The 26747-nt window shown below is 70.3% G+C and carries 23 protein-coding genes and 1 pseudogene; 18 read left to right on the top strand and 6 right to left on the bottom strand.

Annotated elements, in window-relative coordinates; all coding sequences use genetic code 11:
- Positions 1-23 precede the first annotated feature (23 nt).
- Positions 24-1325, bottom strand: a complete 1302-nt coding sequence (paaK, locus tag OHA19_RS37480) for a phenylacetate--CoA ligase PaaK (RefSeq protein ID WP_405708601.1) — start codon at positions 1323-1325, stop codon at positions 24-26.
- 172 nt (positions 1326-1497) lie between these two features.
- Between paaK and OHA19_RS37485 the strand changes: the two genes are divergently transcribed.
- The gene (locus tag OHA19_RS37485) at positions 1498-3021 is read left to right on the top strand and encodes an alpha/beta fold hydrolase (RefSeq protein ID WP_405708598.1); all 1524 of its coding nucleotides are present in this window, start codon (positions 1498-1500) and stop codon (positions 3019-3021) included.
- Between the two features lie 25 nt (positions 3022-3046).
- On the opposite strand, the gene OHA19_RS37490 is transcribed toward OHA19_RS37485, so the two are convergent.
- The gene (locus tag OHA19_RS37490; RefSeq protein ID WP_405708596.1) at positions 3047-4675 is read right to left on the bottom strand and encodes an FAD-dependent oxidoreductase; all 1629 of its coding nucleotides are present in this window, start codon (positions 4673-4675) and stop codon (positions 3047-3049) included.
- Between the two features lie 265 nt (positions 4676-4940).
- Between OHA19_RS37490 and OHA19_RS37495 the strand changes: the two genes are divergently transcribed.
- From OHA19_RS37495 to OHA19_RS37525, 7 genes are all read left to right on the top strand, one after another.
- Positions 4941-6062: a SchA/CurD-like domain-containing protein gene (locus OHA19_RS37495; RefSeq protein WP_405708593.1), complete on the top strand. Its 1122-nt coding sequence runs from the start codon at positions 4941-4943 to the stop codon at positions 6060-6062.
- Between the two features lie 76 nt (positions 6063-6138).
- Positions 6139-6573, top strand: a complete 435-nt coding sequence (locus OHA19_RS37500; RefSeq protein ID WP_405708590.1) for a cupin domain-containing protein — start codon at positions 6139-6141, stop codon at positions 6571-6573.
- Positions 6570-7838, top strand: a complete 1269-nt coding sequence (locus OHA19_RS37505) for a beta-ketoacyl-[acyl-carrier-protein] synthase family protein (RefSeq protein ID WP_405708587.1) — start codon at positions 6570-6572, stop codon at positions 7836-7838. The genes OHA19_RS37500 and OHA19_RS37505 overlap by 4 nt, the downstream gene beginning before the upstream one ends.
- A complete protein-coding gene (locus tag OHA19_RS37510; protein ID WP_405708584.1) occupies positions 7835-9085 on the top strand; it encodes a ketosynthase chain-length factor in 1251 nt (416 codons plus the stop codon). The genes OHA19_RS37505 and OHA19_RS37510 overlap by 4 nt, the downstream gene beginning before the upstream one ends.
- 15 nt (positions 9086-9100) lie before the next feature.
- The gene (locus tag OHA19_RS37515) at positions 9101-9358 is read left to right on the top strand and encodes an acyl carrier protein (RefSeq protein WP_405708581.1); all 258 of its coding nucleotides are present in this window, start codon (positions 9101-9103) and stop codon (positions 9356-9358) included.
- Between the two features lies 1 nt (position 9359).
- On the top strand, positions 9360-9839 hold the full coding sequence (locus OHA19_RS37520; protein WP_405708578.1) for an SRPBCC family protein: 480 nt from the start codon (positions 9360-9362) through the stop codon (positions 9837-9839).
- Between the two features lie 74 nt (positions 9840-9913).
- Positions 9914-10246, top strand: coding sequence for a TcmI family type II polyketide cyclase (locus OHA19_RS37525; protein ID WP_405708576.1), 333 nt, complete (start codon positions 9914-9916; stop codon positions 10244-10246).
- Between the two features lie 72 nt (positions 10247-10318).
- Here the strand turns inward: OHA19_RS37525 and OHA19_RS37530 are convergent, their stop codons facing one another.
- From OHA19_RS37530 to OHA19_RS37540, 3 genes are all read right to left on the bottom strand, one after another.
- On the bottom strand, positions 10319-11401 hold the full coding sequence (locus OHA19_RS37530; RefSeq protein WP_405708573.1) for a methyltransferase: 1083 nt from the start codon (positions 11399-11401) through the stop codon (positions 10319-10321).
- Positions 11402-11436: 35 nt separating this feature from the next.
- Positions 11437-12498 (bottom strand): nitrous oxide reductase family maturation protein NosD, encoded by a 1062-nt coding sequence (locus OHA19_RS37535; protein ID WP_405708571.1) that lies wholly within the window; start codon positions 12496-12498, stop codon positions 11437-11439.
- A gap of 129 nt (positions 12499-12627) precedes the next feature.
- Positions 12628-14256, bottom strand: a complete 1629-nt coding sequence (locus OHA19_RS37540) for an acyl-CoA synthetase (protein ID WP_405708568.1) — start codon at positions 14254-14256, stop codon at positions 12628-12630.
- A gap of 166 nt (positions 14257-14422) precedes the next feature.
- Between OHA19_RS37540 and OHA19_RS37545 the strand changes: the two genes are divergently transcribed.
- From OHA19_RS37545 to OHA19_RS37580, 8 genes and pseudogenes are all read left to right on the top strand, one after another.
- Complete coding sequence (locus OHA19_RS37545) at positions 14423-15223, top strand: crotonase/enoyl-CoA hydratase family protein (protein ID WP_405708565.1); 801 nt, start codon at positions 14423-14425, stop codon at positions 15221-15223.
- A 15-nt stretch (positions 15224-15238) separates the two neighbouring features.
- Positions 15239-16183: a Zn-ribbon domain-containing OB-fold protein gene (locus tag OHA19_RS37550; RefSeq protein ID WP_405708562.1), complete on the top strand. Its 945-nt coding sequence runs from the start codon at positions 15239-15241 to the stop codon at positions 16181-16183.
- A complete protein-coding gene (locus OHA19_RS37555) occupies positions 16184-17236 on the top strand; it encodes a thiolase domain-containing protein (protein ID WP_405708559.1) in 1053 nt (350 codons plus the stop codon).
- Positions 17229-18395 (top strand): thiolase domain-containing protein, encoded by a 1167-nt coding sequence (locus OHA19_RS37560; RefSeq protein ID WP_405708557.1) that lies wholly within the window; start codon positions 17229-17231, stop codon positions 18393-18395. The genes OHA19_RS37555 and OHA19_RS37560 overlap by 8 nt, the downstream gene beginning before the upstream one ends.
- 134 nt (positions 18396-18529) lie before the next feature.
- Positions 18530-18789 (top strand): annotated as a pseudogene (locus OHA19_RS37565) (DUF397 domain-containing protein).
- Positions 18790-18908: 119 nt separating this feature from the next.
- Positions 18909-19334 carry an ACT domain-containing protein gene (locus OHA19_RS37570; protein WP_405708554.1) on the top strand — a complete coding sequence of 142 codons (426 nt, stop codon included), beginning with the start codon at positions 18909-18911 and terminating at the stop codon, positions 19332-19334.
- Between the two features lie 81 nt (positions 19335-19415).
- Positions 19416-19916, top strand: a complete 501-nt coding sequence (locus tag OHA19_RS37575) for a hypothetical protein (RefSeq protein WP_018550733.1) — start codon at positions 19416-19418, stop codon at positions 19914-19916.
- 309 nt (positions 19917-20225) lie between these two features.
- On the top strand, positions 20226-22460 hold the full coding sequence (locus OHA19_RS37580; protein ID WP_405721183.1) for a glycosyl hydrolase family 95 catalytic domain-containing protein: 2235 nt from the start codon (positions 20226-20228) through the stop codon (positions 22458-22460).
- Here the strand turns inward: OHA19_RS37580 and OHA19_RS37585 are convergent.
- The gene (locus tag OHA19_RS37585; protein WP_405708551.1) at positions 22436-24649 is read right to left on the bottom strand and encodes a germacradienol/geosmin synthase; all 2214 of its coding nucleotides are present in this window, start codon (positions 24647-24649) and stop codon (positions 22436-22438) included. The two genes, OHA19_RS37580 and OHA19_RS37585, sit on opposite strands and share 25 nt — an antisense overlap.
- A 385-nt stretch (positions 24650-25034) precedes the next feature.
- On the opposite strand from OHA19_RS37585, the gene OHA19_RS37590 reads away from it, so the two are divergent.
- Together OHA19_RS37590 and OHA19_RS37595 are read left to right on the top strand one after the other, a co-directional pair.
- Positions 25035-26366: an N-acetylmuramoyl-L-alanine amidase gene (locus tag OHA19_RS37590; protein ID WP_405708548.1), complete on the top strand. Its 1332-nt coding sequence runs from the start codon at positions 25035-25037 to the stop codon at positions 26364-26366.
- Positions 26367-26434: 68 nt separating this feature from the next.
- The gene (locus OHA19_RS37595) at positions 26435-26704 is read left to right on the top strand and encodes a hypothetical protein (protein ID WP_405708545.1); all 270 of its coding nucleotides are present in this window, start codon (positions 26435-26437) and stop codon (positions 26702-26704) included.
- The last annotated feature ends 43 nt before the right edge of the window (positions 26705-26747 follow it).

The raw sequence follows: 26747 nt of genomic DNA on the forward strand, positions 1-26747 counted from the left end.
ACCGGGCAGGGCCGGTCAGCCCGTCACCTCGCGGCCCCGTCCCCGCCGCGCTCGTCCACGATCCGCCGGAACTTGCCGACCGACCGCTCCAGCGTCTCGGGATCGACGATCTCCACCCCGACCGACACCCCGATCCCGTCCTTGACGGCCGCCGTGATCGACGCCGCGGCCGCCGTCCGCTGCTCCGGGGTGGCCCCGGCCCGTGCCTCGGCCCGCACGGTCAGCGCGTCGAGACGGCCGTCCCGGGTCAGCCGCAACTGGAAGTGCGGCGCCACCCCCGGGGTGCGCAGCACGATCTCCTCGATCTGCGTCGGGAAGAGGTTCACACCGCGCAGGATCACCAGATCGTCGCTGCGCCCGGTCACCTTCTCCATCCGCCGGAACACCCGGGCCGTGCCCGGCAGCAGCCGGGTCAGGTCCCGTGTCCGGTAGCGGATCACCGGCATGGCCTCCTTGGTGAGCGAGGTGAAGACCAGCTCGCCCTCCTCGCCCTCGGGCAGCACCTCACCGGTGAACGGGTCGACGATCTCGGGATAGAAGTGGTCCTCCCAGATGTGCAGCCCGTCCTTCGTCTCGACGCACTCCTGCGCCACACCCGGCCCCATCACCTCCGAGAGCCCGTAGATGTCGACCGCGTCGATGTCGAACCGCTCCTCGATCTCGCGCCGCATCTCCTGCGTCCACGGCTCGGCGCCGAAGATCCCGACCTTCAGGGAGGTCGACCGCGGATCGATGCCCTGCCGTTCGAACTCGTCGAGGAGGGTCAGCATGTACGACGGGGTGACCATGATGATCTCGGGGCGGAAGTCCTGGATCAGCCGGACCTGGCGGGCGGTCATGCCCCCCGAGGCGGGAATGACCGTGCAGCCGAGCCGTTCCGCCCCGTAGTGGGCGCCGAGCCCGCCGGTGAACAGCCCGTATCCGTAGGCCACATGGACCTTGTGCCCGGGGCGCCCGCCGGCGGCCCGGATGGAGCGGGCGACCACGTCGGCCCAGGTGTCCAGGTCCCGCTGGGTGTAGCCGACGACGGTCGGACGGCCCGTCGTCCCGCTGGACGCGTGGATCCGGCGTACCTGTTCCTCGGGCACGGCGAACATGCCGAAGGGGTAGTTGTCCCGCAGGTCGGCCTTGGTGGTGAAGGGGAAGCGGGCGAGATCGGCGAGCGTACGGCAGTCGTCCGGGCGCAGCCCGGCCCTGTCGAACGCGGCCCGGTAGTGGCCGATGTTCTCGTACGCGTGGTGCAGCGTGGCCCGCAGCCGCTCCAGCTGGAGTGCCTCCAGCTCGTCCCGGCCCAGTCGTTCCGCCGGGTCCAGCAGAGACGTCATCGGGATCTCCCTCTTCCGAGCAGGCGACCGATCATTCGGTCGATCTTTCGGTAGCAGTAATTCAGTATGTTCCGCCCGATGGCAAGAGGTGCGACGCGGCTGATCCACATCGCGGCTTCGCTGATACCGAACACGGCTGCGCCACCCGTCGCGCGCTGTTTGGATGGCGGGCATGCCGATCTTCCACGCATATGACGGGACCGAACTCGCCTACCGCCTTCTCGGGAAGGGCACACCGCTGATCTGCCTGCCAGGCGGACCGATGCGGGCCGGTGCGTACCTGGGGGACCTCGGCGGACTCGCCGCCCGACGCCGGCTCGTGGTGCCGGATCTGCGCGGCACCGGGGACTCCGCGGTGCCGGACGACCCGTCGTCCTACCGCTGCGACCGGCTGGTCGACGACGTCGAGGCACTGCGCGAACACCTCGGCGAGGAGCGCGTCGACCTGCTCGCCCACTCCGCCGCCGCCAACCTGGCCGCGCTCTACGCCGCCAGGTACCCCGAGCGGCTCCGTACGCTCACGCTCGTCACCCCCGGCACCCGGGCGGTCGGCATCGACGTCACCGACCAGGACTGGCGCGAGGCGAGTGAACTGCGGCGCGACGAACCCTGGTACGCGCAGGCACGGGCCGCCCTGGAGGACTTCCTCGCGGGCCGTGCCTCCGGCCGGATCCGCGCCGCGGTCGCACCGTTCGCCTACGGGCGCTGGGACGATGCCGCCCGGGCCCATGCCGCGGCGGAGCCCGGACAGACCAACTCCGAGGCCGCATCGTTCTATTACCAGGACGGCGTCTTCGACCCGGCCACCACCGACGCCGCGCTGGCGGCGGTCACCGCACCGGTTCTCGTCCTCGCGGGGGAGTACGACGCAGGACCGACCCCGGACCGCGCCGCCGAACTGGTCGCGCTCCTCCCCGGTGCCGAGTTCGTCGTGCAGCGCGGCGCGGCGCACTTCCCGTGGCTGGACGACCCGGGCACTTTCGTCCGTACGGTGGAGGCGTTCCTCGACCCGGAGGTGCACAGCGTGCACGCCGGTGGCACCCGGCTCGCCCACCGGGTGTGGGGAGACCCGTCGGCGCCACCCGTCGTGCTCGCCCACGGCCGCTGTGACAACAGCAGGTCCTGGACCGTGGTCGCCGAACACCTCGCGGCCGAACACCGGGTGTACGCCTTCGACTTCCGCGGTCACGGACTCAGTGACTGGCCCGGCCGCTACTCCTTCGAGCTGTTCCGGGACGACCTGCACGCCTTCCTGGAGGCACGCAATCTGGCCGGGGCCACCGTGATCGGGCACTCCATGGGAGCCGCTGCCGCCTGTCTGCTCGCCGGGCGGGAACCCGGGCTGATCGGCCGGCTCGTCCTGGAGGAGATGCCGCCACCGTTCCCGCTCGATCCGCCGCGCCCGCCGGCCGAACGGCCCGAGGGCGAACTCGACTTCGACTGGGCCCTGGTGCCGTCGACCGACGCCCAGCTGAACGAACCGGATCCCGCCTGGCCGGAACTGCTCGGCGGGATCACCGCCCCCACCCTCGTCATCGGCGGCGGCCCCACCAGCCGGATCGCCCAGGAGAGGCTGATCCGGCTGGCGGAGCGGATGCCGGACGGCCGGTTCGTGACCATCGATGCCGGACACCACGTCCATACCGACCGGCCGGAACAATTCCTCGCGGCGCTACGGGCGTTCGGCCTGTCCTGAGCCGTCGCGGGCGCCGCCGCCCCGGTCAGGAACGGTGCAGCAGGGTGGTCAGGGCCTCGTGGAGGGTGCTCTCGGCATCCGCCACGGGGCCCGTCGACCGCCAGGCCACGAAACCGTCCGGACGCACCAGCACGGCACCCTCCGCCGTCGTGCCGTGGAGCTCGGCCCAGTCCGCGCCGTTCTCCGGCTCCAGATCGGCGCCCGCGCCGATGCCGTACGCCTGGAGCCGCACCGAGAGCCGGTCGGCGACCCGGGCCGCAGCCCGCCGCCATGCCAGGTCCGCACCGTCGGTGAGCAGTACGAGCGTGTGTTCGTACAGATCCAGTGTGGACTTGCGCTCACCGTCCTGATGGACCCACAGATGTGGCGCGCGACTACCCGGTTCACCGTTCAACCGCATGCCCTGCGGCACCACCGGCTGCTCGGGGTCGGCGCCCAGCACCGCGCCGCGGACATAGCGGTAGCCCAGCGCCACGCTGAGCATGCCGCCCTGCTTCCCGCCGCCCGCACCCGGCGCCGCCGAGTACCCCGGGTGGCTGTGCTCACCGGAGCGCGCCGAGGCCCGTGCGCTCGTCGCCCGCGCCACCGGCAGCCGCTCCGCCTCGTACGTGTCGAGCAGGCCGGGGCCCGCCTCGCCCTTCAGTACGGCGGCGAGCTTCCAGGCCAGGTTGTGCGCGTCCTGGATACCGGTGTTGGAACCGAACGCCCCGGTGGGGGACATTTCGTGCGCCGAGTCGCCGGCGAGGAAGACCCGGCCCGAGGAGTAACGCTCGGCGACCCGCTCCGCCGCGTGCCACGGCGCCTTGCCGGTGATCTCGATGTCGATGCCCGGAGCGCCGACCGCGGTACGGATGTGCGCGGCACACCGCTCGTCGGTGAAGTCCTCCATGGTTTCACCGAGTTGGGGCTGCCACGGAGCGTGGAAGACCCAGTCCTTCTTGTTGTCGACCGGCAACAGAGCACCGTCCGCTGCGGGGTTGGTCAGATAGCAGACGATGAACCGCCGGTCGCCCAGCACATCGGCGAGCTGCCGGGAACGGAAGGTGATGCTGATGTTGTGGAACAGGTCGCCGGGGCCCGTACGGCCGATGCGCAGCTGGTCACGGATGGGGCTGCGCGGGCCGTCGGCCGCGATGAGGTAGTCCGCGCGCACACTGATGTGCTCGCCGGTCTCCCGGTTCTTCAGCGCCGCGTCCACCCCTGACGGGTCCTGGTCGAAGCTCTGCATCTCGGTGGAGAACCGCAGGTCACCACCCTGTTCCCGGGCCTGTTCCACCAGCACCGGCTCCAGGTCGTTCTGGCTGCACAGGCACCAGCCGGTCGGGCTGAACCGGGCGATCCCACCCCCCGGGTCGATCTCCTTGAACAGCCACTCCTGGTCCTCCCCGGTGAGCGAACCGGCTTGCAGGATGCCGTGGTTGTCGGCGAGGACCGAGGCCGCCCGGCGGATGCCCGCCTCGGCGCCCGCCGTACGGAACACCTCCATCGTGCGGACGTTGTTGCCGCGGCCGCGCGGGTGTGTCGAGGTGGACCGGTGCTTCTCGACCAGCAGGTGCTCGATCCCGAGCCGGCCGAGGAACAGCGAGGCGGACAGGCCCACCAGGGAGCCGCCCACGATGAGGACCGGTACGCGAATGTCGACGTTCTCGTTCATCAGTTGCTCCAGCTCGGACGCCGTTCGGATGCAATGTTCAATGCCCTGGTGAGAACGGTTCGGACCGCTGCTCACCTGAACGGTTCATAAATCTCGCGCCGCCCGGACCAGCGTTTCACGATCGGTCACGGAGACGACGCCCGCGGCTCGGAGCCTGCCGATCACATCCGCCGGGAGAGTCCCCGCTCCGAATCCACTCGCCAACCGACGGTTGACGGCGTGCCACCCGGCTCGGCCACGAAACCGTCTCGAAGGAGATCGAAAGATGACAACCACCCTCTCGGAACGGATCTCCCAGTCCGCATTCGACGGTTCCCGGCTGCGTGTCGTGCTGCTGCTGGACCTCTACGACGGGGCCCAGAAGGAGTTCCTGGAGGCGTACGAGCACATGCGGAACCAGGTCGCGTCCGTTCCCGGACACCTCAGCGACCAGCTGTGCCAGTCCATCGAGAACCCCTCCCAATGGCTGATCACCAGTGAATGGGACAGTGCGCCCCCCTTCCTCGACTGGGTGAACAGCGAGGAGCACGTCGCCACGGTCCAGCCGCTGCACAACTGCGTGCGCGACACCCGGTCACTGCGCTTCAGCGTCCTGCGGGAGACCGGCAAGGCCTTCGAGATGGCGCCCGAGACCGTCAAGGGCCGGCTCCAGGCGTCCCCGCGCCTGGGCGACGGCGTGGTGCGCCACGCGCTCACCTTCACCGTCAAGCCGGGCACCGAGGACATCGTGGCGAAGATCCTGGCCGACTACGACTCCCCGAACGCCCGGGTCGACGAGGACACCCGACTGCGCCGCACCTCGCTCTTCATGCACGGGAACCGCGTCGTGCGGGCCGTCGAGGTCGAGGGCGACCTGCTCGCCGCCCTGCGCCACGTCGCCCGGCAGCCCGAGGTCAGGGCCGTCGAAGAGGCCATCAACCCGTATCTGGAGCAGGACCGGGACCTCAGCGACCCGGACTCCGCCCGGATGTTCTTCACCCGGGCGGCGCTCCCCACCGTCCACCACGTGACCGCCGGCCGGCACAAGGCGGAGGACATCCGCCGGCACGCCCTCTTCTACCAGGCCAAGGAGGGCTGCGGCATGGCACTGGCCCGGCTCCTGGCCGAGCACGACGAGGAGGCGGCCGACGACCCGGCGAGCATCATCGACAGCAGCACCATCTTCCAGCGCGACGATGTCGTCGTCCGCCTCCTCGAAGCGGTCGAACCCATCGACGCACAGCCCGCCCAGGCAGTGGGCATCGACGGCGCCGGCAAGGTGGCCAGGCTCGGGCGTCTCCTCGACGGCGGAGACAACGCCGTGCCCACGGACGAGCAGGGCATCCCGCGCTTCCTGAAGCGGTCCGAGATGACCCTGATCACGGATCGGCGGGCCATGGAGTCCTGAACCGCGCATCCGCCCCCTGGGGGGTTCTCGCTCAACCCGTCATTACAACGCGCAACGCGCCAGGAGGAAAGCAGTCATGACCACGCACCGGCCACGCATCGTGGATCTCAGTGAGACGCAGCCCAACCAGAGGCGCGGGGGAGACCTTCGCGCCATGCTCACGCCGACAGCGGTGGGGGCCACCAGCGGCTTCATGGGGCTGGCGATCGTTCAGCCCGGCGACCGCATCGGCGAGCACTACCACCCGTACTCCGAGGAGTTCGTGTACGTCGTGAACGGGCTGCTGGAAGTGGACCTGGACGGTGAGCCGCACCGGATGCGTCCCGACCAGGGCCTGCTGATCCCTCCCCACGTACGCCACCGCTTCCGCAACGTGGGCGATGTCGAGGCCCGCATGGTCTTCCACCTCGGCCCGCTCGCCCCGCGTCCCGAACTGGGCCACGTCGACACCGAGCACACCCAATCCGCCGACCGCGTCGCACCTCCGGAACGAACGGAGGCCCCTTCATGACCCGCCGCGTGGCGGTCACCGGCGTCGGTGTCGTCGCCCCGGGCGGCATCGGCGCACCGGCCTTCTGGGACCTCCTCGCGAACGGACGCACCGCGACCCGGGGCATCACGCTCTTCGACCCGGCCGGCTTCCGGTCCCGGATCGCCGCCGAGTGCGACTTCGATCCGGCGGCGCACGGACTGGACGCCGACACCCTCGACCGGTCGGACCGCTACATCCAGTTCGCGATGGTGGCGGCCAGGGAGGCCCTCGGCGACGCGGGCCTCGACCCGGAGAAGGTGGACCCCTGGCGCATGGGGGTGTCGCTGGGCACCGCGGTCGGCGGCACCACCCGACTGGAGCACGACTACGTCGCGGTCAGCGAGAGCGGTGCGCGCTGGGACGTCGACCACCGGCCGGCCGGCAAGCACCTGGAGCGGGCCTTCTCACCCAGTTCGCTCGCCTCGGCGGTCGCCGAGCAGGTCGGTGCGCACGGCCCGGTGCAGACCGTCTCCACGGGCTGCACCTCCGGCCTCGACGCGATCGGGTACGCCTTCCAGTCCATCGAGGAGGGCCGTGTCGATGTCTGCATCGCCGGGGCGTCCGACTCACCGATCACCCCGATCACCGTGGCGTGCTTCGACGCGATCAAGGCCACCTCGGCGAACAACGACGACGCGGAGCACGCCTCCCGGCCGTTCGACGCACACCGCGACGGCTTCGTCATGGGCGAGGGCGGCGCGGTCCTCGTCCTGGAGGAGCTGGAACACGCCCATGCCCGCGGTGCCACCGTGTACTGCGAGATCGCGGGCTACGCCACCTTCGGCAACGCGTACCACATGACCGGACTGACCCCCGAGGGCCTGGAGATGGCCGAGGCGATCAACCGGGCACTGGGGCACGCCCGCATGGACGGCTCGCAGATCGACTACGTCAACGCGCACGGCTCGGGCACCAAGCAGAACGACCGGCACGAGACGGCCGCCGTGAAGCGGGCACTGGGCGCGCACGCCTTCGACATCCCCATGAGTTCGATCAAATCCATGGTCGGTCACTCGCTGGGGGCGATCGGCGCGATAGAAATCGCGGCCTGCGTACTCGCCCTGGTGCACCAGACGGTGCCGCCCACGGCTAACTACGAGACCCCCGACCCCGAGTGCGACCTCGACTACGTGCCCCGCACCGCACGCCCGATGAAGCTGCGCAGCGTCCTCTCGGTGGGCAGTGGGTTCGGCGGTTTCCAGTCCGCGGTGGCCCTGACCCGAACAGGTGGGAGGACACCATGAGAACCCGCAAAGCCCGGCGCACCGTCGTCACCGGCATCGGTGTGGTCGCCCCCAACGGCACCAACACAGAAGCCTTCTGGAAGCGGACGCACGAAGGAATGAGCGTCCTGGACCGGGTCACCCGCGAGGGCTGCGAACACCTGCCCCTGCGGGTCGCGGGCGAGGTGCGGGGATTCGAGGCGGTCGAGCTCATCGAGGAGCGTTTCCTCGTCCAGACCGACAAGTTCACGCACTTCGCGATGGCCGCCGCGGACATCGCGCTGGACGACGCCCGGCTCGGCCGTGCCGACTACGAGGACTCACCCTTCGACGTCGGTGTGGTCACCGCGGCCGGGTCCGGCGGCGGTGAGTTCGGCCAGCGTGAACTCCAGCGACTGTGGGGGCAGGGCTCCACCTACGTGGGCCCCTACCAGTCCATCGCCTGGTTCTACGCGGCCAGCACCGGCCAGATCTCGATCCGCGGCGGCTTCAAGGGACCGTGCGCGGTCGTGGCCAGCGACGAGGCCGGTGGTCTGGACGCGCTGGCGCACGCGGCCCGTTCCATTCGCGGCGGCACCGAAGCGGTGGTGGTCGGCGCGGCCGAGGCCCCATTGGCGCCCTACTCGGTCGTCTGCCAGCTCGGGTACGAGGACCTGAGCACCGTCGAGGACCCCACCCGTGCCTACCGGCCGTTCACCTCGGAGGCCTGCGGCTTCGTGCCGGCCGAGGGCGGCGCCATGCTGGTGGTCGAGGAGGAGCAGTCGGCGCGCCGGCGCGGCGCCAAGGTCCGGGCCGAACTCGCCGGTCACGCCGCCACGTTCACCGGAGCGGCCAGGTGGGAGGAGTCCCGGGAGGGTCTCGCCCAGGCGATAATCGGCGCCCTGCGGGAGGCCGACTGCGCGCCGGACGAGATCGACGTCGTCTTCGCGGACGCCCTCGGCGTACCCGCGGCCGACCGCGCCGAGGCGCTGGCTATCGCCGACGCCCTCGGTGCGCACGGCAAGCGGGTCCCGGTGACGGCGCCCAAGACCGGGATCGGGCGCGCCTACTGCGGTGCACCGGTGCTGGACGCGGCCGCCGCGGTGCTCTCCATGGAGAACGCGCTCATACCGCCCACGCCGAACGTCTTCGAGGTGTGCCACGACCTCGACGTCGTCACCGGCTGCGCCCGGCCCGCCGAACTGCGGACGGCGCTGGTGCTCAGCCGCGGGCTCATGGGCTCGAACGCCGCGATCGTGCTGCGGTGCTCCACCGACCCCCGAACGTGAGAAGGAGAAGTCCTCATGACCGACCGACTGACCTACACGGAACTCGCCGTCCTGATGAAGAAGGGGGCCGGAGTCACCGTCGACCCGCACGACATGGAGCAGCGCCCCGGTTCGGCCTTCGACGAATACGGCCTGGACTCGCTGGGCCTCCTCGGCATCGTCGGTGTGCTGGAGAACCGGCACGGCCGGCCGCTGCCGGCCGACGCCGACCGCTGCAAGACCCCCCAGGAATTCCTCGACCTCGTCAACAACAGCCTCATGACAGGAGCCTGAAGTGCCCGGACACACCGAGAACGAGATCACCATCGCCGCCCCCCTGGACCTGGTCTGGGACGTGACGAACGATCTGGAGAACTGGCCGCAGCTGTTCAGCGAGTACGCCGCGGTCGAGATCACCGAGAGGGACGGCGACAGCACCACCTTCCGTCTGACGATGCACCCCGACGAGAACGACAAGGTGTGGAGCTGGGTCTCCGAGCGGACCGTGAACCGTGCCGAGCGCACGGTCCGCGCCCGACGTGTCGAGCCCGGTCCGTTCCAGCACATGAACATCCGGTGGGAGTACTCGGAGGTGCCCGGCGGCACCAAGATGCACTGGACCCAGGACTTCGCGATGCGTCCCGACGCACCCGTCGACGACGACTGGATGACCGCCAACATCAACCGCAACTCCAAGGTCCAGATGGAGCTGATCCGGGACAAGATCGAGCAGCGCGACCGGGAGCGCCGCACCGCCTCTGTCGGGTCCAACTGACCCGCCGTCCGCCCACGGCCCGGCACCCGGCTCCAGAGCCGGGTGCCGGGCCAAGACCAGAAAGGCATCTCCCGATGCACCACGCTCTGATCGTCGCCCGGATGGCACCGGGTTCGGCGCCGGACATCGCCGAACTGTTCGCGGCCTCCGACAGCGGCGAACTGCCCCACCTCGTAGGCGTGACCAGGCGCAAGCTCTTCCAGTTCGGCGACGTGTATCTGCATCTCATCGAGTCGGAGCAGCCGCCGGGCCCCGAGATCGCGAAGGTGACCGAGCATCCCGAGTTCAAGGACATCAGCGAGAAGCTCACCGCCTACGTCAGCGCGTACGACCCGCAGACCTGGCGGGGTCCCAAGGACGCCATGGCCCACGAGTTCTACACGTGGGAGCGCGGCACCCCCGCCTGAGACGGACGATCGCCCCGGGTCCGGCCGAGAGGGCCGGACCCGGGGCGATCTGCGTGCCCGGGGGAGGAGCGGTCAGTCGGGGACCACGCACTCGAACGCGTGCAGGTAGGGGTTGACCGCGACGACGTCGCCGATCAGCAGCCCGGCGTCCGAGATCCGGGTGACCAGGCTCTCCCTGGTGTGCTTCGCGCCGCCGACGTTCAGGAGCAGCAGCAGGTCCATCGCGGTGGTGAACCGCATCGAGGGGGTGTCGTCGACGAGGTTCTCGATGACGACGACCCTGGCTCCCGGGCGGGCCGCCGAGACGACATTGCGCAGCGTCCGGCGGGTGCTGTCGTCGTCCCACTCCAGGATGTTCTTGATGATGTAGAGGTCGGCCTGGACGGGGATGGCCTCGCGGCAGTCCCCGGCGACGATCCGGGTCCGGTCGACGAGCGCGCCCTCGTCCCGCAGCCGGGCGTCCGCCCGCGCCACCACGCCCGGCAGGTCCATCAGGGTGCCGTGGAGTGCCGGATCCTTCTCCAGGAGGCTCGCCAGTACGTGCCCCTGGCCGCCTCCGATGTCGGCGACCGAGGTCACCCCGGAGAGGTCGAGGAGCTCGGCGACGTCCAGCGCGGACTGCATACTGGAGGTGGTCATCGCGCGGTTGAAGATCTGCGCGGACTCGTGCGCGTCCTGGTGGAGGTAGTCGAAGAACCCCTTGCCGTGCACGTCCGCGAAGACGCTCTCGCCGGTGCGCACCGCGTCGTCGAGACGCGGCCAGACGTCCCAGGTCCAGGGCTCGGTGCACCACAACGAGATGTAGCGCAGGCTGTTGGGGTCGTCCTCGCGCAGCAGGCGTGACATCTCCGTGTGGGCGAACTGCCCGTCCGGGGTCTCGGTGAAGATCCCGTAGCAGGACAGGGCGCGCAGCAGCCGCCGCAGCGGCGCCGGCTCGGCCTTCACCAGCGCCGCGAGCTCCTGCGCCGTGGCGGGCGTCTCGCCCAGCGCGTCGGCGACGCCCAGGCGGGCGGCGGCGCGCACGGCGGCGGCCCTGGCCGCGCCGAAGACCAGCTCACGCAGCTGCATGGCCGGCTGCGGGGGAGTGACGGGGTGCGGCAGGGCGGCGTGTACGGGGGAGGGAGTGGGAGTCGGGGTGGGGCTCACAGTGGTCATGCTGTTTCGCTTCTCCTCGTGCGGGGGTGCACCGCTCAGCACATGCCGGCCGGTGCGGACTTGGCGCAGACGTTGTCGGTGAAGGTGTTGCCCTTGCCGGTGTCCCCATTGGCGAGGTCGGCCGGCTTGTTGCCGAGCACGACATTGCCGCTGATGGCGTTGCCGGTGTTCTTCGTGCCCACGAAGCTCTTGAACAGGACGACACCGCCGGACATCGGGGTGGCGCCGGAGTTGTCGCGGATGGTGTTCGAGCGCACCTTGGTGTCCGCGGCGCCGGTGAGCACGATGCCGGAGCCCTGGAGGGCCGAAAGCCGTTCCGTCGCGGAGCAGAACTTGTTGTTGCCGGTGATCTTGTTGGACTCGATCGTCATGGCGCCGGCCTGCGGCTTTCCTTCGTCGCCCACGACGAACACACCGGTGCAGTTGCCGGAGACGCTGTTGTCGTGGACCGACAGGTTCCGGACTCGCCTGGCGGTGAATCCGATCCGGTTGTCCTTCAGCGCGTTGTCCCGGACCTCGGTGCCCCGGGTGTCGGTGGCGCCGCCCTCCTTGTCGACGGTGTTCGCGACGAAGATGCCGGCGTCGCCGTTGGCACGGGCGGTGTTGCCGATGAATGCGCCGCGGGTGGAGCGCTCCTGGGCGATGCCCCAGACACCGTTGTGCTCGGAGGTGACCCGGCGGACGGTCAGCCGGTCGGTCCAGGAGGCCCAGACGCCGTTCTGCTTGAACCCGGAGAGGGTCAGCGATTCGACGCGGACGCCGTCCACGGTTCTGCCCGACCGGCCCTGGACGCAGATTCCGCTGCCGGCCTTAGCGCAGGCGTCGGCGGCCTTCGTGCCCGGCTCGGCCGGCCGGATCACGGTCTTGCTGCCGGAGCCGCGCAGGGTCAGGTCGGCCTTGGTGACCAGGACGCTCTCCCGGTACGTGCCGGGCAGCAGGACGATCGTGTCACCCGGCTGGGCGGCGTCCACCGCCTTCTGGATCGACTCGCCCGGACGGACCTCGTACGAGTCCGTGGCCGAGGCGGAGGACATTCCGCACCCCGCGGCCGAGAGGATCGCGACCGGGGCAAGGACCTTGATGGTTCGTTTCTTCATGAGCCGAAGCTATGGGCGATCTCCACCCATTGCCACATAGGGTGAGCGGATGGGTTCGCAGCGTGCGCGAATGGGTTAAGCGGGCTGCGCCGCCAGGTGGTCGGGCCGGCGCGCGGGTGCCCCCGGCTCTCACTCCCCGGGTTCGCGCCGGGGCGCGACGACCGAGCGAGCCCACCGGTAGTCGGCCTTCCCGCTCGGCGAGCGCTGGATCCGGCGGGTGATCACCAGCCGGCGGGGGATCTTGTAGCCCGCCAGACGGGTCCGGCAGTGGGCCTGGAGATCGTCGAGGGAGGGCTCGGCCGCCCCCTCGCGCAGCTGCACCACCGCCGCGACACGATTGCCCCACCGTTCGTCGGGCGCCGCGGCGACCAGCACGTCGTACACGTCCGGGTGGGCCTTCAGCGCCTGCTCGACCTCCTCGGGGTACACCTTCTCGCCCCCGGTGTTGATGCACTGCGAGCCGCGGCCGAGGACCGTGACGATGCCCTCCTCGTCGACCGTCGCCATGTCCCCGAGCAGGACCCATCGCTCGTCGCCCCGCCTGAAGAAGGTCTCCGCGGTCTTCCGCGGGTCGTTGTAGTAGCCGAGCGGCACGTGCCCGCGCTGGGCGATCCGCCCCGGCTCACCCGGAGCCACCGGCTCGTACGTCGCCGGATCGACCACCGCCGTACGGGAGTTGACCCGGAGCCGGAATCCCTTCTCCGGACCCGAGTCGGCCGTCGCCGTGCCGTTGAACCCGGACTCCGACGAACCGAAGTTGTTCAGCAGCATCACCGTCGGCACCAGTTCCTGGAGCTCGGCGCGCACCGAGTCCGACATGATCGCGCCCGAACTCGACACCGAGAACAGTGACGAGCAGTCGGTGCCCTTCAGTGGGCCCTTCAGGGCGTCGATCAGCGGCCGCAGCATCGCGTCGCCCACCAGCGACACACTGGTGACCTTCTCCTTCTCGATCGTACGGAGCACTTCCTGCGGCACGAACTTGCGGTGGACCACGACCCGCTGCCCGAAGTTGAAACCGATGAAGGCGGTGAGCGTCGAGGTGCCGTGCATCAGCGGGGGAGTGGGGAAGAAGGTGATCCCGTCACCGCCCGCGGCGACCCGCTCGGCCAGCTCCTGCGGAGATTTCACCGGCTCACCGGTGGGCGCGCCCCCGCCGAGACCGGAGAAGAAGAGGTCCTCCTGGCGCCACATCACCCCCTTGGGCATTCCGGTGGTGCCGCCCGTGTAGATGATGAACTGGTCGTCGGCGGACCGCGGCGGGAAGCCGCGCTCCGGGCTCCCGGCCGCCTCGGCGTCGGTGAACGCGACGGCCTCGGGGCCCCGGGCCCCCGCCTCCGGCGCGCCCACCCGCACCAGATGACGCAGGCCCGGGGCCTTCGGCGCGGCGGCCGCGGCCCGCTCGTCGAACTCGGCGTCGAAGACCAGCGCGGCCAGATCCGCGTCACGGTAGAGGTAGATCAACTCCTCTTCCACGTAGCGGTAGTTCACATTGACGGGGACGATGCGGGCCTTCAGGCAGGCCAGCACCGTCTGGACGTACTCCACCCCGTTGTAGAGGTGCAGCCCCAGATGCTCGCCCGGAGTGATGCCCGCCTCGATCAGATGGTGGGCCAGACGGTTGGCCGCCGCGTCCAGCTCCGCATACGTCAGCCGGCGCTCCGCGCCCGTGCCGGGATGGTCGACGTAGACGAGCGCCTCGCGTTCCGGGACCGCGTCGACGACCGACTCGAACAGGTCGGCAAGGTTGTACTCCACCGTTCCTCCTGACCCCGGAAGCTGACTGGCTCGGCGGTCATTAGAGCGCCGGGAGGCGTAACTGGGAAGGGGTGCCGCAAGGAAATCTGACTAGCTGTCAGAAAACTATTGAACTGGGCCACCACCTACTGCAACCTGTTCTAGGTCTTTAGACGGGAGGCGGACAATGGGTGGTACGGAACACCTCGCCGTGCGGCGCGAGGGCGCCACACTGGTGCTCACCCTGAACAGGCCGGAGGCGAAGAACGCCCTCTCGCTGCCGATGCTGGTCGGGCTCTACGACGGCTGGCTGGCGGCGGACGAGGACGACACCGTCCGCTCGGTGATTCTCACCGGCGCGGGCGGCTGCTTCTGCGCCGGCATGGACCTCAAGGCCCTGGCGGGCAAGGGAATGGAGGGTGAGCAGTACCGGGACCGGATGACCGCCGACCCCGATCTGCACTGGAAGGCGATGCTGCGCCACCACCGCCCGCGCAAACCGGTCATCGCCGCCGTGGAGGGCCACTGCGTCGCGGGCGGCACGGAGATCCTCCAGGGCACCGACATCAGGATCGCCGGCGCGGGCGCCACCTTCGGGCTGTTCGAGGTGCAGCGCGGTCTCTTCCCCATTGGCGGGTCGACGGTCCGGCTGCCGCGCCAGATCGCCCGGACGCACGCGCTCGAAATGCTCCTCACCGGACGTCCGTACAGCGCCGCGGAAGCGGCCGGCATCGGACTGATCGGACGGGTCGTCCCCGACGGCACGGCACTGGACGAGGCCCTCGCCGTCGCCGAACGGATCAACGCCTGCGGACCCCTCGCCGTCGAAGCCGTCAAGGCATCCGTGTACGAGACCGCCGAGATGACCGAGACCGAAGGGCTGGCCGCCGAACTCAAGCGCGGCTGGCCGGTGTTCGCGACCGACGACGCCAAGGAAGGCGCCCGCGCCTTCGCCGAGAAGCGCCCGCCCGTCTACCGGCGCACCTGAGCCCAGGAGGCAACCGTGCCCGAAGCCCTCAGCGCACCGCTGGTGGTCGAGTTCCCCTTCACCCGCTCCCTGGGGCCCGTCCAGAGCGCCTTCCTCACCGGACTGCGTGAACGCACCGTCCTCGGCGTGACCACCGCCGGGGGAAAGGTCCTGGTCCCGCCCGTCGAGTACGACCCCGTCACCGCACAAGAACTCCATGAACTGACCGAGGTCGCCGCCACCGGCACCGTCACCACCTGGGCCTGGAACCCCGCCCCCCGACCCGCGCAGCCCCTCGCCACCCCCTTCGCCTGGGCCCTGGTCCGGCTCGACGGCGCCGACACCGCACTGCTGCACGCCCTCGACGCCCCCGGCCCCGACGCCGTACGCACCGGCATGCGGGTACGGATCCGCTGGGCCGCCGAACGCACCGGCGCGATCACCGACATCGCCTGCTTCGAGCCGTACGACGGTGAGGACAACGGGCAATTCGCCCCGCACGACGGCGAGTTCACCGACCCGGTCACCGGCATCGTCACCCCGGCCCGGCTCGACTACCGGTACACCCCCGGCCGCGCCCAGAGCGCCTACCTCGACGCACTGTCCCGGCAGCACATCGTCGGCGAGCGCTGCCCGTCCTGCCACAAGGTGTACGTACCACCCCGCGGCGCCTGCCCCACCTGCGGTGTCGCCACCACCGAACAGGTCGAGGTCGGCCCGCGCGGCACCGTCACCACGTTCTGCATCGTCAACATCAAGGCCAAGAATCTGGACATCGAAGTCCCCTACGTCTACGCGCACATCGCGCTCGACGGCGCGGATCTCGCGCTGCACGCCCGGATCGGCGGCATCCCGTACGACCAGGTGCGCATGGGCCTGCGCGTCGAACCCGTGTGGACCGAGGGCGGGCGGCATCCCGATCACTACCGGCCGACCGGCGAGCCGGACGCCGACTACGACGCGTACAAGGAGCTGCTCTAGATGCGAGACGTGGCGATCGTCGCCTTCGCACAGACCGACCATCGGCGCCAGACCGACGAACTCTCCGAAGTCGAGATGCTGATGCCCGTCCTCCACCAGGTCCTCGACGCGACCGGGCTCAGGGCGAGCGACATCGGCTTCACCTGCTCCGGCTCCAGCGACTACCTCGCGGGCCGGGCCTTCTCCTTCACCATGGCGCTCGACGGTGTCGGCGCCCACCCGCCGATCTCCGAGTCCCATGTGGAGATGGACGGAGCCTGGGCGCTGTACGAGGCCTGGGTGAAGATCCAGACGGGCCAGGCGGACACCGCGCTCGTCTACTCCTACGGAAAGTCCTCGCCCGGCGAGGTACGCGACGTCCTCACCCGCCAGCTCGACCCCTACTACGTCGGTCCGCTCTGGCCGGACTCCGTGGCGCTCGCCGCCCTGCAGGCCCGGGCACTGATCGACGCGGGCGACACGGACGAGGCCGCCCTCGCCGCGATCGCCCACCGCAGCCGCGCCGCCGCGGCGGACAACCCGCACGCCCAGCTCAAGGGACCGGTCCCGGCCGGCGACTACGTCGTGCAGCCGCTGCGCACCGGTGACTGCCCACCGATCGGCGACGGCGCCGCCGCCGTCATCCTCGCCGCCGGTGACACCGCACGGGCCCTGTGCCCCCGCCCCGCCTGGATCCGTGGCATCGACCACCGCATCGAGGCCCACTCCCTCGGCGTGCGGGAGCTGACCGACTCTCCGTCCACCCGGCTCGCGGCGACCCGCGCCGGGGTCTTCGAACGCCCGGTGGACACCGCCGAGTTGCACGCCCCGTTCACCTCCCAGGAGGTGGTGCTGCGCAAGGTGCTCCGGCTCGACGATAGCGTCGACGTCAACCCGTCCGGCGGCGCGCTCGCCGCCAATCCCGTCATGGCCGCCGGGCTGATCCGCCTCGGCGAGGCCGCCGCCCGCATCCACCGAGGCGAGTCCGACCGGGCACTCGCCCACGCCACCTCCGGGCCCTGCCTCCAGCAGAACCTGGTCGCCGTCCTCGAAGGGGAGAGCGCTCATGCCTGAGGAGCCCGTGGCCGTCGTAGGCATCGGCCAGACGAAGCACGTGTCCGCGCGCCGGGACGTCTCCATCGCCGGACTCGTCCGCGAGGCCGCCGTCCGCGCGCTGGAGGACGCGGCACTGACCTGGGCGGACATCGACGCCGTCGTCATCGGCAAGGCACCCGACTTCTTCGAGGGCCTGATGATGCCGGAGCTCTATCTCGCCGACGCCCTCGGCGCGGTCGGCAAACCGATGCTCCGGGTGCACACGGCGGGCTCGGTCGGCGGCTCCACCGCACTCGTCGCCGCCAATCTGGTCTCCGCGCGGGTGCACCACACCGTCCTCACCCTCGCCTTCGAGAAACAGTCCGAGTCCAACGCCATGTGGGGGCTCTCGCTGCCCATCCCGTTCCAGCAGCCGCTGCTGGCCGGAGCGGGCGGCTTCTTCGCCCCGCACGTGCGGGCGTACATGCGCCGGACCGGGGCGCCGGACACGGTCGGCTCCCTCGTCGCGTACAAGGACCGCCGCAACGCGCTGAAGAATCCGTACGCACACATCCACGACCCGGACATCACCCTGGAGAAGGTCCGGTCGGCACCGATGCTCTGGGACCCGATCCGCTACTCGGAGACCTGTCCGTCCTCCGACGGGGCCTGCGCGATGGTCCTCACCGACCGTGCCGGAGCGGCCCGTTCGCCGCATCCGCCCGCCTGGGTGCACGGCGGCGCGATGCGCAGCGAACCGACACTCTTCGCGGGAAAGGACTTCGTCTCGCCGCGGGCGGGCCGGGACTGCGCCGCCGATGTGTACCGGCAGGCGGGCATCAGCGACCCGCGGCGGGAGATCGACGCCGTGGAGATGTACGTGCCCTTCTCCTGGTACGAGCCGATGTGGCTGGAGAACCTGGGCTTCGCCGACGAGGGAGAGGGCTGGAAGCTCACCGAGTCCGGCGTCACCGAACTCGACGGCGACCTGCCGGTGAACCCGTCGGGCGGAGTGCTCTCCACCAATCCCATCGGCGCCTCCGGCATGATCCGCTTCGCCGAAGCCGCGTTGCAGGTACGGGGACAGGCGGGCGAACACCAGGTGGCGGGGGCCCGGAAGGCGCTCGGCCACGCCTACGGGGGCGGGGCGCAGTTCTTCTCCATGTGGCTGGTCGGAGCCGAGCCGCCCAGCAGCTGACACGGTCGGTCCCGGGCCGCCCAGCAGCTGACACGGCCGGTCCCGGGCCGGCGGAAGCCCCCTTCGCGCCCTGTCCGGGACTGTCGGGGGTGACTGCCCTTTGGCCCGGGACGACAAAAGCGGGAGGAGCCGACGTGGCGGAGCGCACCACGGCCCAGCAGCCCTTCGCGGGCTGGGAGAAGCCGGGTCTCGATCTCGGCAACGCGCAGTGGTGGTCGGGCAGTCAGGGCGCGGGGACATCCGGATCGCCTTCGTCGAGGGATTCATCGCGATGCGCAACGCGGGGAAACCCGGCAGCCCGTCGCTCGTCTTCACCCCGGCGGAATGGCGCGCCTTCGGGGTGAACGCCCGCGAAGGCGAGTTCGACCTCACCCGAGGGCGCGCCGCGCCGTGACGCGGCTCCGGGCGCGGGCGTGCCGGACCGTGACCCGCCGCCCATGACCACCCGATCGGCGGTACGGCGGTGCCGAACGCCGCCGGTGCGGACCGCACACCGTGGGTAGCGTGGTCGCTGTGAGTGGTGAGCGTGATCTCCGAACCCTGCTGAGCGGACTGCGACCGGAGCTGAACCCCGGCCGCTATGTCTTCACGACCGTGCCCGGCAGTGCCCTGCCGGCCGGCGTCGGGCCCGTCGTCACGGTCACCGAGGCCGAAGGGCTGACACTGGTCCTCCCGGAGAAGGAAGCGATCGCGGCGGGGCTGCCCCACGACTTCGCGGCGGCGTGGATCACCCTCCGTGTCCACTCCGCGCCGGACGCGGTCGGGCTCACCGCCGCGGTGTCCCTGGCGCTCACCGACGCGGGGCTGAGCTGCAATGTGGTGGCCGGATTCCATCACGACCACCTGTTCGTCCCGTACGGCCGGGCCGCGGAGGCCGTCCGCGTGCTGGAAGCGCTGGCCGCGGAATCCTCCCCGGAGCCGGGCCGCGGACCGGTCTGAACCCGGCCCGTGTACCCGTCGGTGCCCCGGCCTGCGCCGACCCGGCTCCGCGAGGTGAGCCCGGACACGTAACATGTCTGCATGTCCTTCCTCCGCCGCCGTAGCGCCGCCACACCCGCGGGCCCCGACTTCGACGTCCTGGCCATGGACCCGGGGGACTGGCCCGGAAACCTCGGCGCCGGTCTGCTGCCCGCGCCCGACGGAAGCTGCCAGGGCGTCTTCCTGCGCTACGACCTGTTCGGCGGCCGCGGCCCCGCGATGATCATCGGCAACCTCCCGGAGGGCTCGCCCGCCCGCGAGACCGAGGAGGGCCAGGTCCCGTTCGAGGTCGCCCAGCTGCTGCTCGCGCTGGAGAACGACGAGCCGGTCGAGGTCACCGGCACGGAGGACATGCCCGTGATGCAGGGCGACAACCTGCTGATCGTGCGCCGCGTGAAGCTCTCCGAGAGCCGGATCTCCTGCGTCCAGTTCGACCGCAGTGACGGCGTGCTCGTCACCATCGCCAGCTGGGACCGGCCGATCACCGACGATCTGTACACCCTGCTCAAGCCCCTGCCCGCCGAGCTGTTCCAGCAGGGCTGAGATTCGCCCCACCGCCGGCCGTCCGCACGAAGCGGGCGGCCGGCGGGGCGCACAACTCGACATCCGTCCAAGTGCTCGCGGCCTCCGTCCAAGAGGCCGCTTTGTCATGCTCCTTGTCGAGCTAGTCGTCGGACCTTTACCGTCGGCCGCATGACATCCGGGATCACGCGACGTACCACCGTGAAGACTGCGATAGGGACAACCGGTGTGCTGGCACTGGGAATTCCTTCCCTTTCCGGCACGGCTGCTGCTGCCGGTACCTCCGATGAATCGGTGGGCGCCACCCACTCGAAGAAACAGGCGGAGCCGATGCTCCGGTACGACGCGCCGGCCGCCGACTGGGAGCGCGAGTCGCTGCCCATCGGCGGCGGTGCCCTTGGCGCCAGTGTGTTCGGGACACTCGCCTCCGAGCGGCTCACCTTCAACGAGAAGACCCTGTGGACCGGCGGCCCAGGCTCCGCCCAGGGCTACGACTTCGGGAACTGGACCGCTCCCAGGCCCGGCGCACTCGCCGGCGTACAGCAACGCCTCGACAGCCAGGGCGCTCTCGGTCCGGACGCCGTCGCCGCCGAACTCGGGCAGCCCCGGCGCGGCTATGGCGCCTACCAGGTCTTCGGCGACCTGAGACTGGACCTGCCGGACGCCCCGGCCGCCCCCGACGCCTCCTACCGCCGCACCCTCGACCTGCGCAACGCTCTTGCCGCCGTGACCTACACCCACCAAGAGGCCAGGCACAGGCGGGAGTTCTTCGTCTCCCATCCGGGCAGGGTCATCGCGGGCCGCCTCGGCGCAGACCGTCCGGGGCGGGTCTCCTTCACCCTGCGCTACACCTCGCCCCGCAGCGACTGCACCGTCACCGCCGACCGGGACAGGCTCACCGTACGTGGCGCCCTGACGGACAACGGTCTGCGCTTCGAGGCCCAGATCCGCGTCCGGACCAGTGGCGGCACCGTCACCGCGGGCGCGGACGGCACCCTCACCGTCACCGGCGCGGACAGCGCCTGGTTCTTCCTCGCCGCGGGCACCGACTACGCCGACAGCTACCCCGCCTACCGTGGCGACGACCCGCACACCGAGGTCACCACCGCCGTGGACCTCGCCGCCCGGACCTCCTACGAGAAGGTCCGCGACGCCCATGTACGCGACCACCGCGCCCTCTTCGACCGGGTCGCACTCGACATCGGCCAGGAACTGCCCGACCTGCCGACCGACCGGCTGCTCACCGCCTACACGGGCGGAACGAGCCCGGCCGACCGGGCCCTGGAGGCGCTGTTCTTCCAGTACGGACGCTACCTGCTGATCGCCTCCTCACGGGCCGGTTCGCTTCCCGCCAACCTCCAGGGCGTGTGGAACAACTCGACCACCCCGCCCTGGTCGGCCGACTACCACAGCAACATCAACCTGCAGATGAACTACTGGCTCGCCGAGGTCACCAACCTCGCCGAGACCACCGCACCGTACGACCGCTGCATCGAGGCGATGCGCGCCCCCGGCCGCAGGACGGCGAAGGAGATGTTCGGGACGGTCGGCTGGGTGGTGCACAACGAGACCAACCCGTACGGCTTCACCGGAGTCCACGACTGGTCCACCGCCTTCTGGTTCCCGGAGGCGGCCGCCTGGCTCACCCAGCAGATGTACGAGCACTACCGGTTCAGTGGATCCACCGACTACCTGCGCTCCACCGCCTACCCGGCGATGAAGGAGGCGGCCGAATTCTGGCTGGCCAATCTGCGCACCGACCCGCGCGACGGACTGCTCGTCGTCACCCCCAGCTACTCACCCGAGCACGGCGACTTCACCGCCGGTGCCGCGATGTCCCAGCAGATCGTGCACGACCTGCTCACCAACACCCTGGAGGCCGCCCGCACCCTCGGCGACACACCGGCCTTCCGGGGCCGGCTGGAGACGGCCCTCGAACGGCTCGACCCCGGACTGCGGATCGGGTCGTGGGGGCAGCTCCAGGAGTGGAAGACCGACCGGGACGACCCGGCCGACACCCACCGCCATGTCTCGCACCTCTTCGCCCTCCACCCCGGCCGCCAGATCGAACCCGGCAGCGCGTGGGCACGGGCGGCCGAGGTCTCCCTCGGGGCGCGCGGTGACGGCGGCACCGGCTGGTCGAAGGCGTGGAAGATCAACTTCTGGGCGCGGCTGCGCGACGGTGATCACGCCCACCGCATGCTCGCCGAACAGCTGAAGAGCTCCACCCTGCCCAATCTCTGGGACACCCACCCGCCGTTCCAGATCGACGGCAACTTCGGCGCGACCTCGGGCATCGCCGAGATGCTGCTGCAGAGCCAGCACGACACCGTCGACATCCTGCCCGCCCTGCCCTCGGGCTGGCCGGACGGATCGGTGCGCGGACTACGGGCCCGAGGAGGCTTCACCGTCGACATCGAATGGGCCGCCGGGCAGGCCCGCCGTGTGGTGATCGCGGCGAGCCGCACCCGCGAAGTGACCGTCCGCAGCTCGCTGTTCGCGGGCGGAGAGAAGGTCTTCAAGGCACGCGCCGGCAACCGCTACACACTGATCGCCGAGGGCTGAGCGAACAGCGCGGTCACCCGCGCCGCCGAAACACCGAGCCCCGTGGGGCCGCTGATGTGCCACGGGGTGCCGGTGCCGCGCAGCAGATCCTGCTCCTGGTAGCGCCGGCAGTCCCGGTGCCAGATCAGGATGCCCGCGATCCAGTGCTTCAGCTCCAGCACGTACCCGGCCAGGATCTTCCGAGCCTCCGCGTCCAGCCCGAAGTCGTCGTAGAGCACCGGGAGTTCCTGCTCGGCGACGTGCAGGAACTCCCTCAGCCGCGACTTCATCAGGTCGTGGACGATCGCCACCCCGGTCGGGTAGTCCACCCCGAAGAAGTTCTGCACGACCAGGACGCCGTTGTGCACCTCACCCTCGAACTCGATCTCCTTCTGGTACGAGAACAGGTCGTTGAGCAGGCACGCGTAGTCCGCCGCCGCGTTCTCCAGGGAGCGCAGCGGTCCGCTGTGGTAGACCTCCGGCGGGACCTTCCTGCCGTGACCCAGCCGGCACAGGCTCATCGTGAGGTCGGAGCCGAACGTCATGCGCCGCATCTCGACGTAGTCCACCGGGTCCGGGATACGGTTCTGCACCTGGTTCGCCAGCTCCCACACCCAGCTCGCGGTCATGTCCTCGACCGACTTGCGGAACGCGCGGCGCCCGCTCGCGTCCATCGGGGCCGAGGTCCGCGCCCAGAGATCACCGAGCCCCCGCTCCAGGGCGTTGACCGGCTCGGGCGTCCCGGACCCGTCCAGGGGCATGAACAGCGAGAGCCGCTCGTTGGCGAGCTCGGCCCCCGCCAGATCGCGGGCCCGTCCGTGCACCACCGGGAACCAGTCGTCGCCGTACGTCCCCCAGGTCAGCCACTGCGAGGAGAGGTCCAACTCCTGCGGTGTCGCGTCAGGGTGCAGGCCCGCAGCGCACAGCGGCAGATCGGTCGCGAGGAGCCGCTGCTCGTCCCAGATGTGCGAACCGGGCACCCCCGGCTGTGCCTCCAGAATGCCCATCCGGCGCGACCAGTCGACGATGCGCACCCGCGCCCCGTCCAGATGCGGGCTGAGCGTCGTCCCGAAGGGCAGCTCGATGTCGGGCAGCAGCGACGGGCCGACGCGCTGGTAGGGCACATGGGTGTGGCTGCGCAGCCGGGCCGCCTCCGAGCGTGAGGTGAACCGGATCGACGCCGCGGTCATCCCGAAGCCGGTGGTGGCCGCTTCGACCGCGCCGTCGTTCATGTAGCGGCTGGAGCGCATGTGCCACTCATGGCCGCCGGACTGCCAGTCCTGCAAGCCCTTCACGTACGCGAGCACCGCCGCGGTCCGCGCCGGGCCGAGCCCCTTCTCCGCGCAGAGCGGACCGAGTTCGGTGAGCGCGGTGTTCTCGAACTGCTGGAGACGGGACGTCAGCAGATCGTTCACCGCGTCGGCGGCCTGCTGCGTGGTGCAGCCGAGGAAGTGCTCCAGGACCAGCACACCGTTGCTGTTCTCGCCCTCGTCCTCCACCTCGCGCTGGTACGAGAAGAGGTCGTTACGCAGATGCACCGCGTCGGAGAAGGCGTCGCGCAGCACCCGCAGCGCACGCTCGCCGGCCACCGCCTCGGGGACCTCGGCATCCGCCGCGTACTCCACGAGACTCGCCGACCACGGGGCGCCGCCCACCTTGCGGCGCATCTCGATGTACTCGACGGGATTGGCGATGCGTCCCCCGTCGATGTTGGAGAGCTCCCACAGCGACTCGTTGAGCAGGTTCTCCGTCGCCACGGCGAACCTCGCCCGCCAGGCGTCGGACATGCTCGGCACCGTACGCGTCCACAGATCGGCCAGCCCCGCCTCGACCGGATTGGCCGGCTCCGGCATCGGGGCCCCGCGGTCCATCGGCATGAACGCAGGCAACCGGTCCAGATAGCGCTTGGCGCCCTCACGGTCGGGGTTGCGCTTGAAGAGCTCCAGGAAGTGGTCGTCGAAGAAGAAGACCCACACGTACCAGTCGGTCACCAGCGAGAGCGCCTCGGCCGAGCAGTCGGGGTGGGTGTACGCACACAGCAGCGCGTAGTCGTGGGAGTCGATGTCCTTCTCCTCCCAGATGCCCGAACCCTCCACCATCCCTATGCTGCGCGCCCACTCCTTGGTGTGTACCCGGGCCTCCTCGACATGGACGTTGAGCCGCGCCGGATACGGAACGTAGAAGTCCGGCAGGGTGAAGGGCTGAGCCATGTGCGTACGGCCTCTCCTGGATCGCCGCGCGAAGTTCGCGCGGGCGTGATCGTGTCGGCGCGAGCACTACCCTTCGGCCGTTCGAGGCACGCACATTCGGGATTAGTCAGATAAAAGGCATGCGCAGGAGTGAGGCTCGGGTGTGCCCGGCCGGTCGCCCGGACGCCTCCCGGAACCGGGGCAACAGGCCGTCGAGGGCCACCGGTTGAATCTTTCCCTTGCAGGTCAGACACCCCGTCAGTGGTCTGGTCCACTGGCTCGACCCACGACCTCCACGGATCCCTTGACGCGCTGTCATCTCAGGTCGGAGAGTGTGCGCGCACAGCGGATCAGTGAGATCGGCTCAGGCACGGCTCCAACACGCACGGCTCCAAGAAGGGTTGTCATGACGTCCAAGCAGAGGACCGGACTCGCACTCGCGCTGACAGGTGTCGGCGCACTGAGCATGGCGCTGCTCAGCCCCGTGGCACAGGCCGGTGCGGACGGGGTGCGACCGGAATGCCCGCGCAGCCTCTCGTGCGACTGGGTACCGGCGGCCTACCAGCAGACGGGTGACCCGGCCGACAAGGAGACGTACGGGAATTACGACACCGCGGACCGGCCGCACACCAACAAGGTCAGATTCATCGTTCTGCACGACACCGAGGAAGACTTCGACACCACCCTGAAGATCTTCCAGAACCCGCTGAAGCAGACCTCCGCCCACTATGTGGTGCGCTCGGGCGACGGCCATGTCACGCAGATGGTCAAGGGCAAGGACGTCGCCTGGCAGGCCGGCAACTGGTACGTCAACAGCCACTCCATCGGCATCGAGCAGGAGGGCGTCGCCGTCGAGGGTGCCAAGTGGTACACCCCCGAGATGTACCGCTCGACCGCCGAGCTGGTGCGCTACCTCGCCGCCAAGTACGACATACCGCTCGACCGCCAGCACATCATCGGCCACGACGGAGTGCCGCCCACCAGCGCGTCCGGCACCAAGAACATGCACTGGGACCCGGGCACGTACTGGGACTGGAACCGTTTCATGGCGCTGCTCGGCAAACCCACCGTGCCGAGCGCCCCCAGGAGCAGCGAACTGATCACCGTCAGCCCGGACTTCAAGAAGAACCAGCAGGCCTTCCGTGACTGCGAGAAGGGCGTCGACCTGCCGGTCCAGGGCTCCAGCGCCGTCCCGCTGCACACCGCTCCGTCCGCCGACGCGCCCCTCTTCTCCGACCCCGGCCTCCACACCGACGGCTCGCCCGGAACGAACTGCGTCGCCGACTGGGGCAGCAAGATCAGCGCCACCCAGCAGGCCGTCGTCGCGGACCGGGCCCCCGGCTGGACCGCGATCTGGTGGTACGGCCAGAAGGCCTGGTTCCAGACCCCGGCCCGCAGCCGCAACACCATGCCCACCTCCGGCTACGTCGTCAGGCCGAAGGCCGGCCGTACGGACGTGCCGGTGTACGGGGTCGCGTACCCGGAGAAGTCCGAGTACCCGGCGGACTTCGCGGACAAGAGGGCGGGAGCGCCGCTCCAGTACACGATCAAGGCCGGCCAGTCCTACCCCGGTGGCGGCGAGGCGCCGACGGGATTCTTCTACGCACCGACGATCGACTCCTCGTACCCGCTCGACCACGCGTACTTCCGTGGCAAGGAGAAGTACGTGACGGTGCAGATCGGCCACCGGGTCGCCTTCGTGAAGGCGTCCGACGTGGACATCGTGCGCACCCGCTGAGAACGTGCCGGAGCCGTCGCAGCCGCGACGGAACGCCGGGAAGCCGTACAGCCGAGAAGGAGGCCTTCATGCACAAGCTGACCAGGACCGCCGCCACCACGGCCGCGGGAGTCGCCATGGCGCTCGCACTCACCGCCGCCTCAGCCGCCGTCACCGTCGCGACGGCCTCGGCCGCCGCCGCTTCCGAGACCGGGGCGCAGGGCTGGGACGTCTCCGGCTCGTTCGACACCCAGCAGGAGTGCGTCGCGGCCGGGGACGCGGGCGTCGCCGACGGGAGCTGGGCGCAGTACCGGTGCGTACTGTTCGAGGCCCGGTGGGACCTGATGGCTCCGGCATGACCACCTGACGCGTCATCAGTGCCCCTCCGCGCACGCAGTCCGT

Origin of the sequence: Streptomyces sp. NBC_00012 (genome assembly GCF_045040875.1) — a bacterium.
GTDB lineage: Bacteria > Actinomycetota > Actinomycetes > Streptomycetales > Streptomycetaceae > Streptomyces.

Excerpts from the sequence above, each read along its gene's own strand:
- OHA19_RS37495 (WP_405708593.1), top strand. The coding sequence starts at position 4,941 with ATGACAACCACCCTCTCGGAACGGATCTCCCAGTCCGCATTCGACGGT.
- OHA19_RS37585 (WP_405708551.1), bottom strand. The coding sequence starts at position 24,649 with ATGGCTCAGCCCTTCACCCTGCCGGACTTCTACGTTCCGTATCCGGCG.
- OHA19_RS37575 (WP_018550733.1), top strand. The coding sequence starts at position 19,416 with ATGTCCTTCCTCCGCCGCCGTAGCGCCGCCACACCCGCGGGCCCCGAC.
- OHA19_RS37560 (WP_405708557.1), top strand. The coding sequence starts at position 17,229 with ATGCCTGAGGAGCCCGTGGCCGTCGTAGGCATCGGCCAGACGAAGCAC.
- OHA19_RS37510 (WP_405708584.1), top strand. The coding sequence starts at position 7,835 with ATGAGAACCCGCAAAGCCCGGCGCACCGTCGTCACCGGCATCGGTGTG.
- OHA19_RS37490 (WP_405708596.1), bottom strand. The coding sequence starts at position 4,675 with ATGAACGAGAACGTCGACATTCGCGTACCGGTCCTCATCGTGGGCGGC.
- OHA19_RS37485 (WP_405708598.1), top strand. The coding sequence starts at position 1,498 with ATGCCGATCTTCCACGCATATGACGGGACCGAACTCGCCTACCGCCTT.
- paaK (WP_405708601.1), bottom strand. The coding sequence starts at position 1,325 with ATGACGTCTCTGCTGGACCCGGCGGAACGACTGGGCCGGGACGAGCTG.
- OHA19_RS37500 (WP_405708590.1), top strand. The coding sequence starts at position 6,139 with ATGACCACGCACCGGCCACGCATCGTGGATCTCAGTGAGACGCAGCCC.
- OHA19_RS37545 (WP_405708565.1), top strand. The coding sequence starts at position 14,423 with ATGGGTGGTACGGAACACCTCGCCGTGCGGCGCGAGGGCGCCACACTG.
- OHA19_RS37515 (WP_405708581.1), top strand. The coding sequence starts at position 9,101 with ATGACCGACCGACTGACCTACACGGAACTCGCCGTCCTGATGAAGAAG.
- OHA19_RS37530 (WP_405708573.1), bottom strand. The coding sequence starts at position 11,401 with ATGACCACTGTGAGCCCCACCCCGACTCCCACTCCCTCCCCCGTACAC.
- OHA19_RS37525 (WP_405708576.1), top strand. The coding sequence starts at position 9,914 with ATGCACCACGCTCTGATCGTCGCCCGGATGGCACCGGGTTCGGCGCCG.
- OHA19_RS37555 (WP_405708559.1), top strand. The coding sequence starts at position 16,184 with ATGCGAGACGTGGCGATCGTCGCCTTCGCACAGACCGACCATCGGCGC.
- OHA19_RS37595 (WP_405708545.1), top strand. The coding sequence starts at position 26,435 with ATGCACAAGCTGACCAGGACCGCCGCCACCACGGCCGCGGGAGTCGCC.
- OHA19_RS37505 (WP_405708587.1), top strand. The coding sequence starts at position 6,570 with ATGACCCGCCGCGTGGCGGTCACCGGCGTCGGTGTCGTCGCCCCGGGC.
- OHA19_RS37535 (WP_405708571.1), bottom strand. The coding sequence starts at position 12,498 with ATGAAGAAACGAACCATCAAGGTCCTTGCCCCGGTCGCGATCCTCTCG.
- OHA19_RS37590 (WP_405708548.1), top strand. The coding sequence starts at position 25,035 with ATGACGTCCAAGCAGAGGACCGGACTCGCACTCGCGCTGACAGGTGTC.
- OHA19_RS37580 (WP_405721183.1), top strand. The coding sequence starts at position 20,226 with ATGCTCCGGTACGACGCGCCGGCCGCCGACTGGGAGCGCGAGTCGCTG.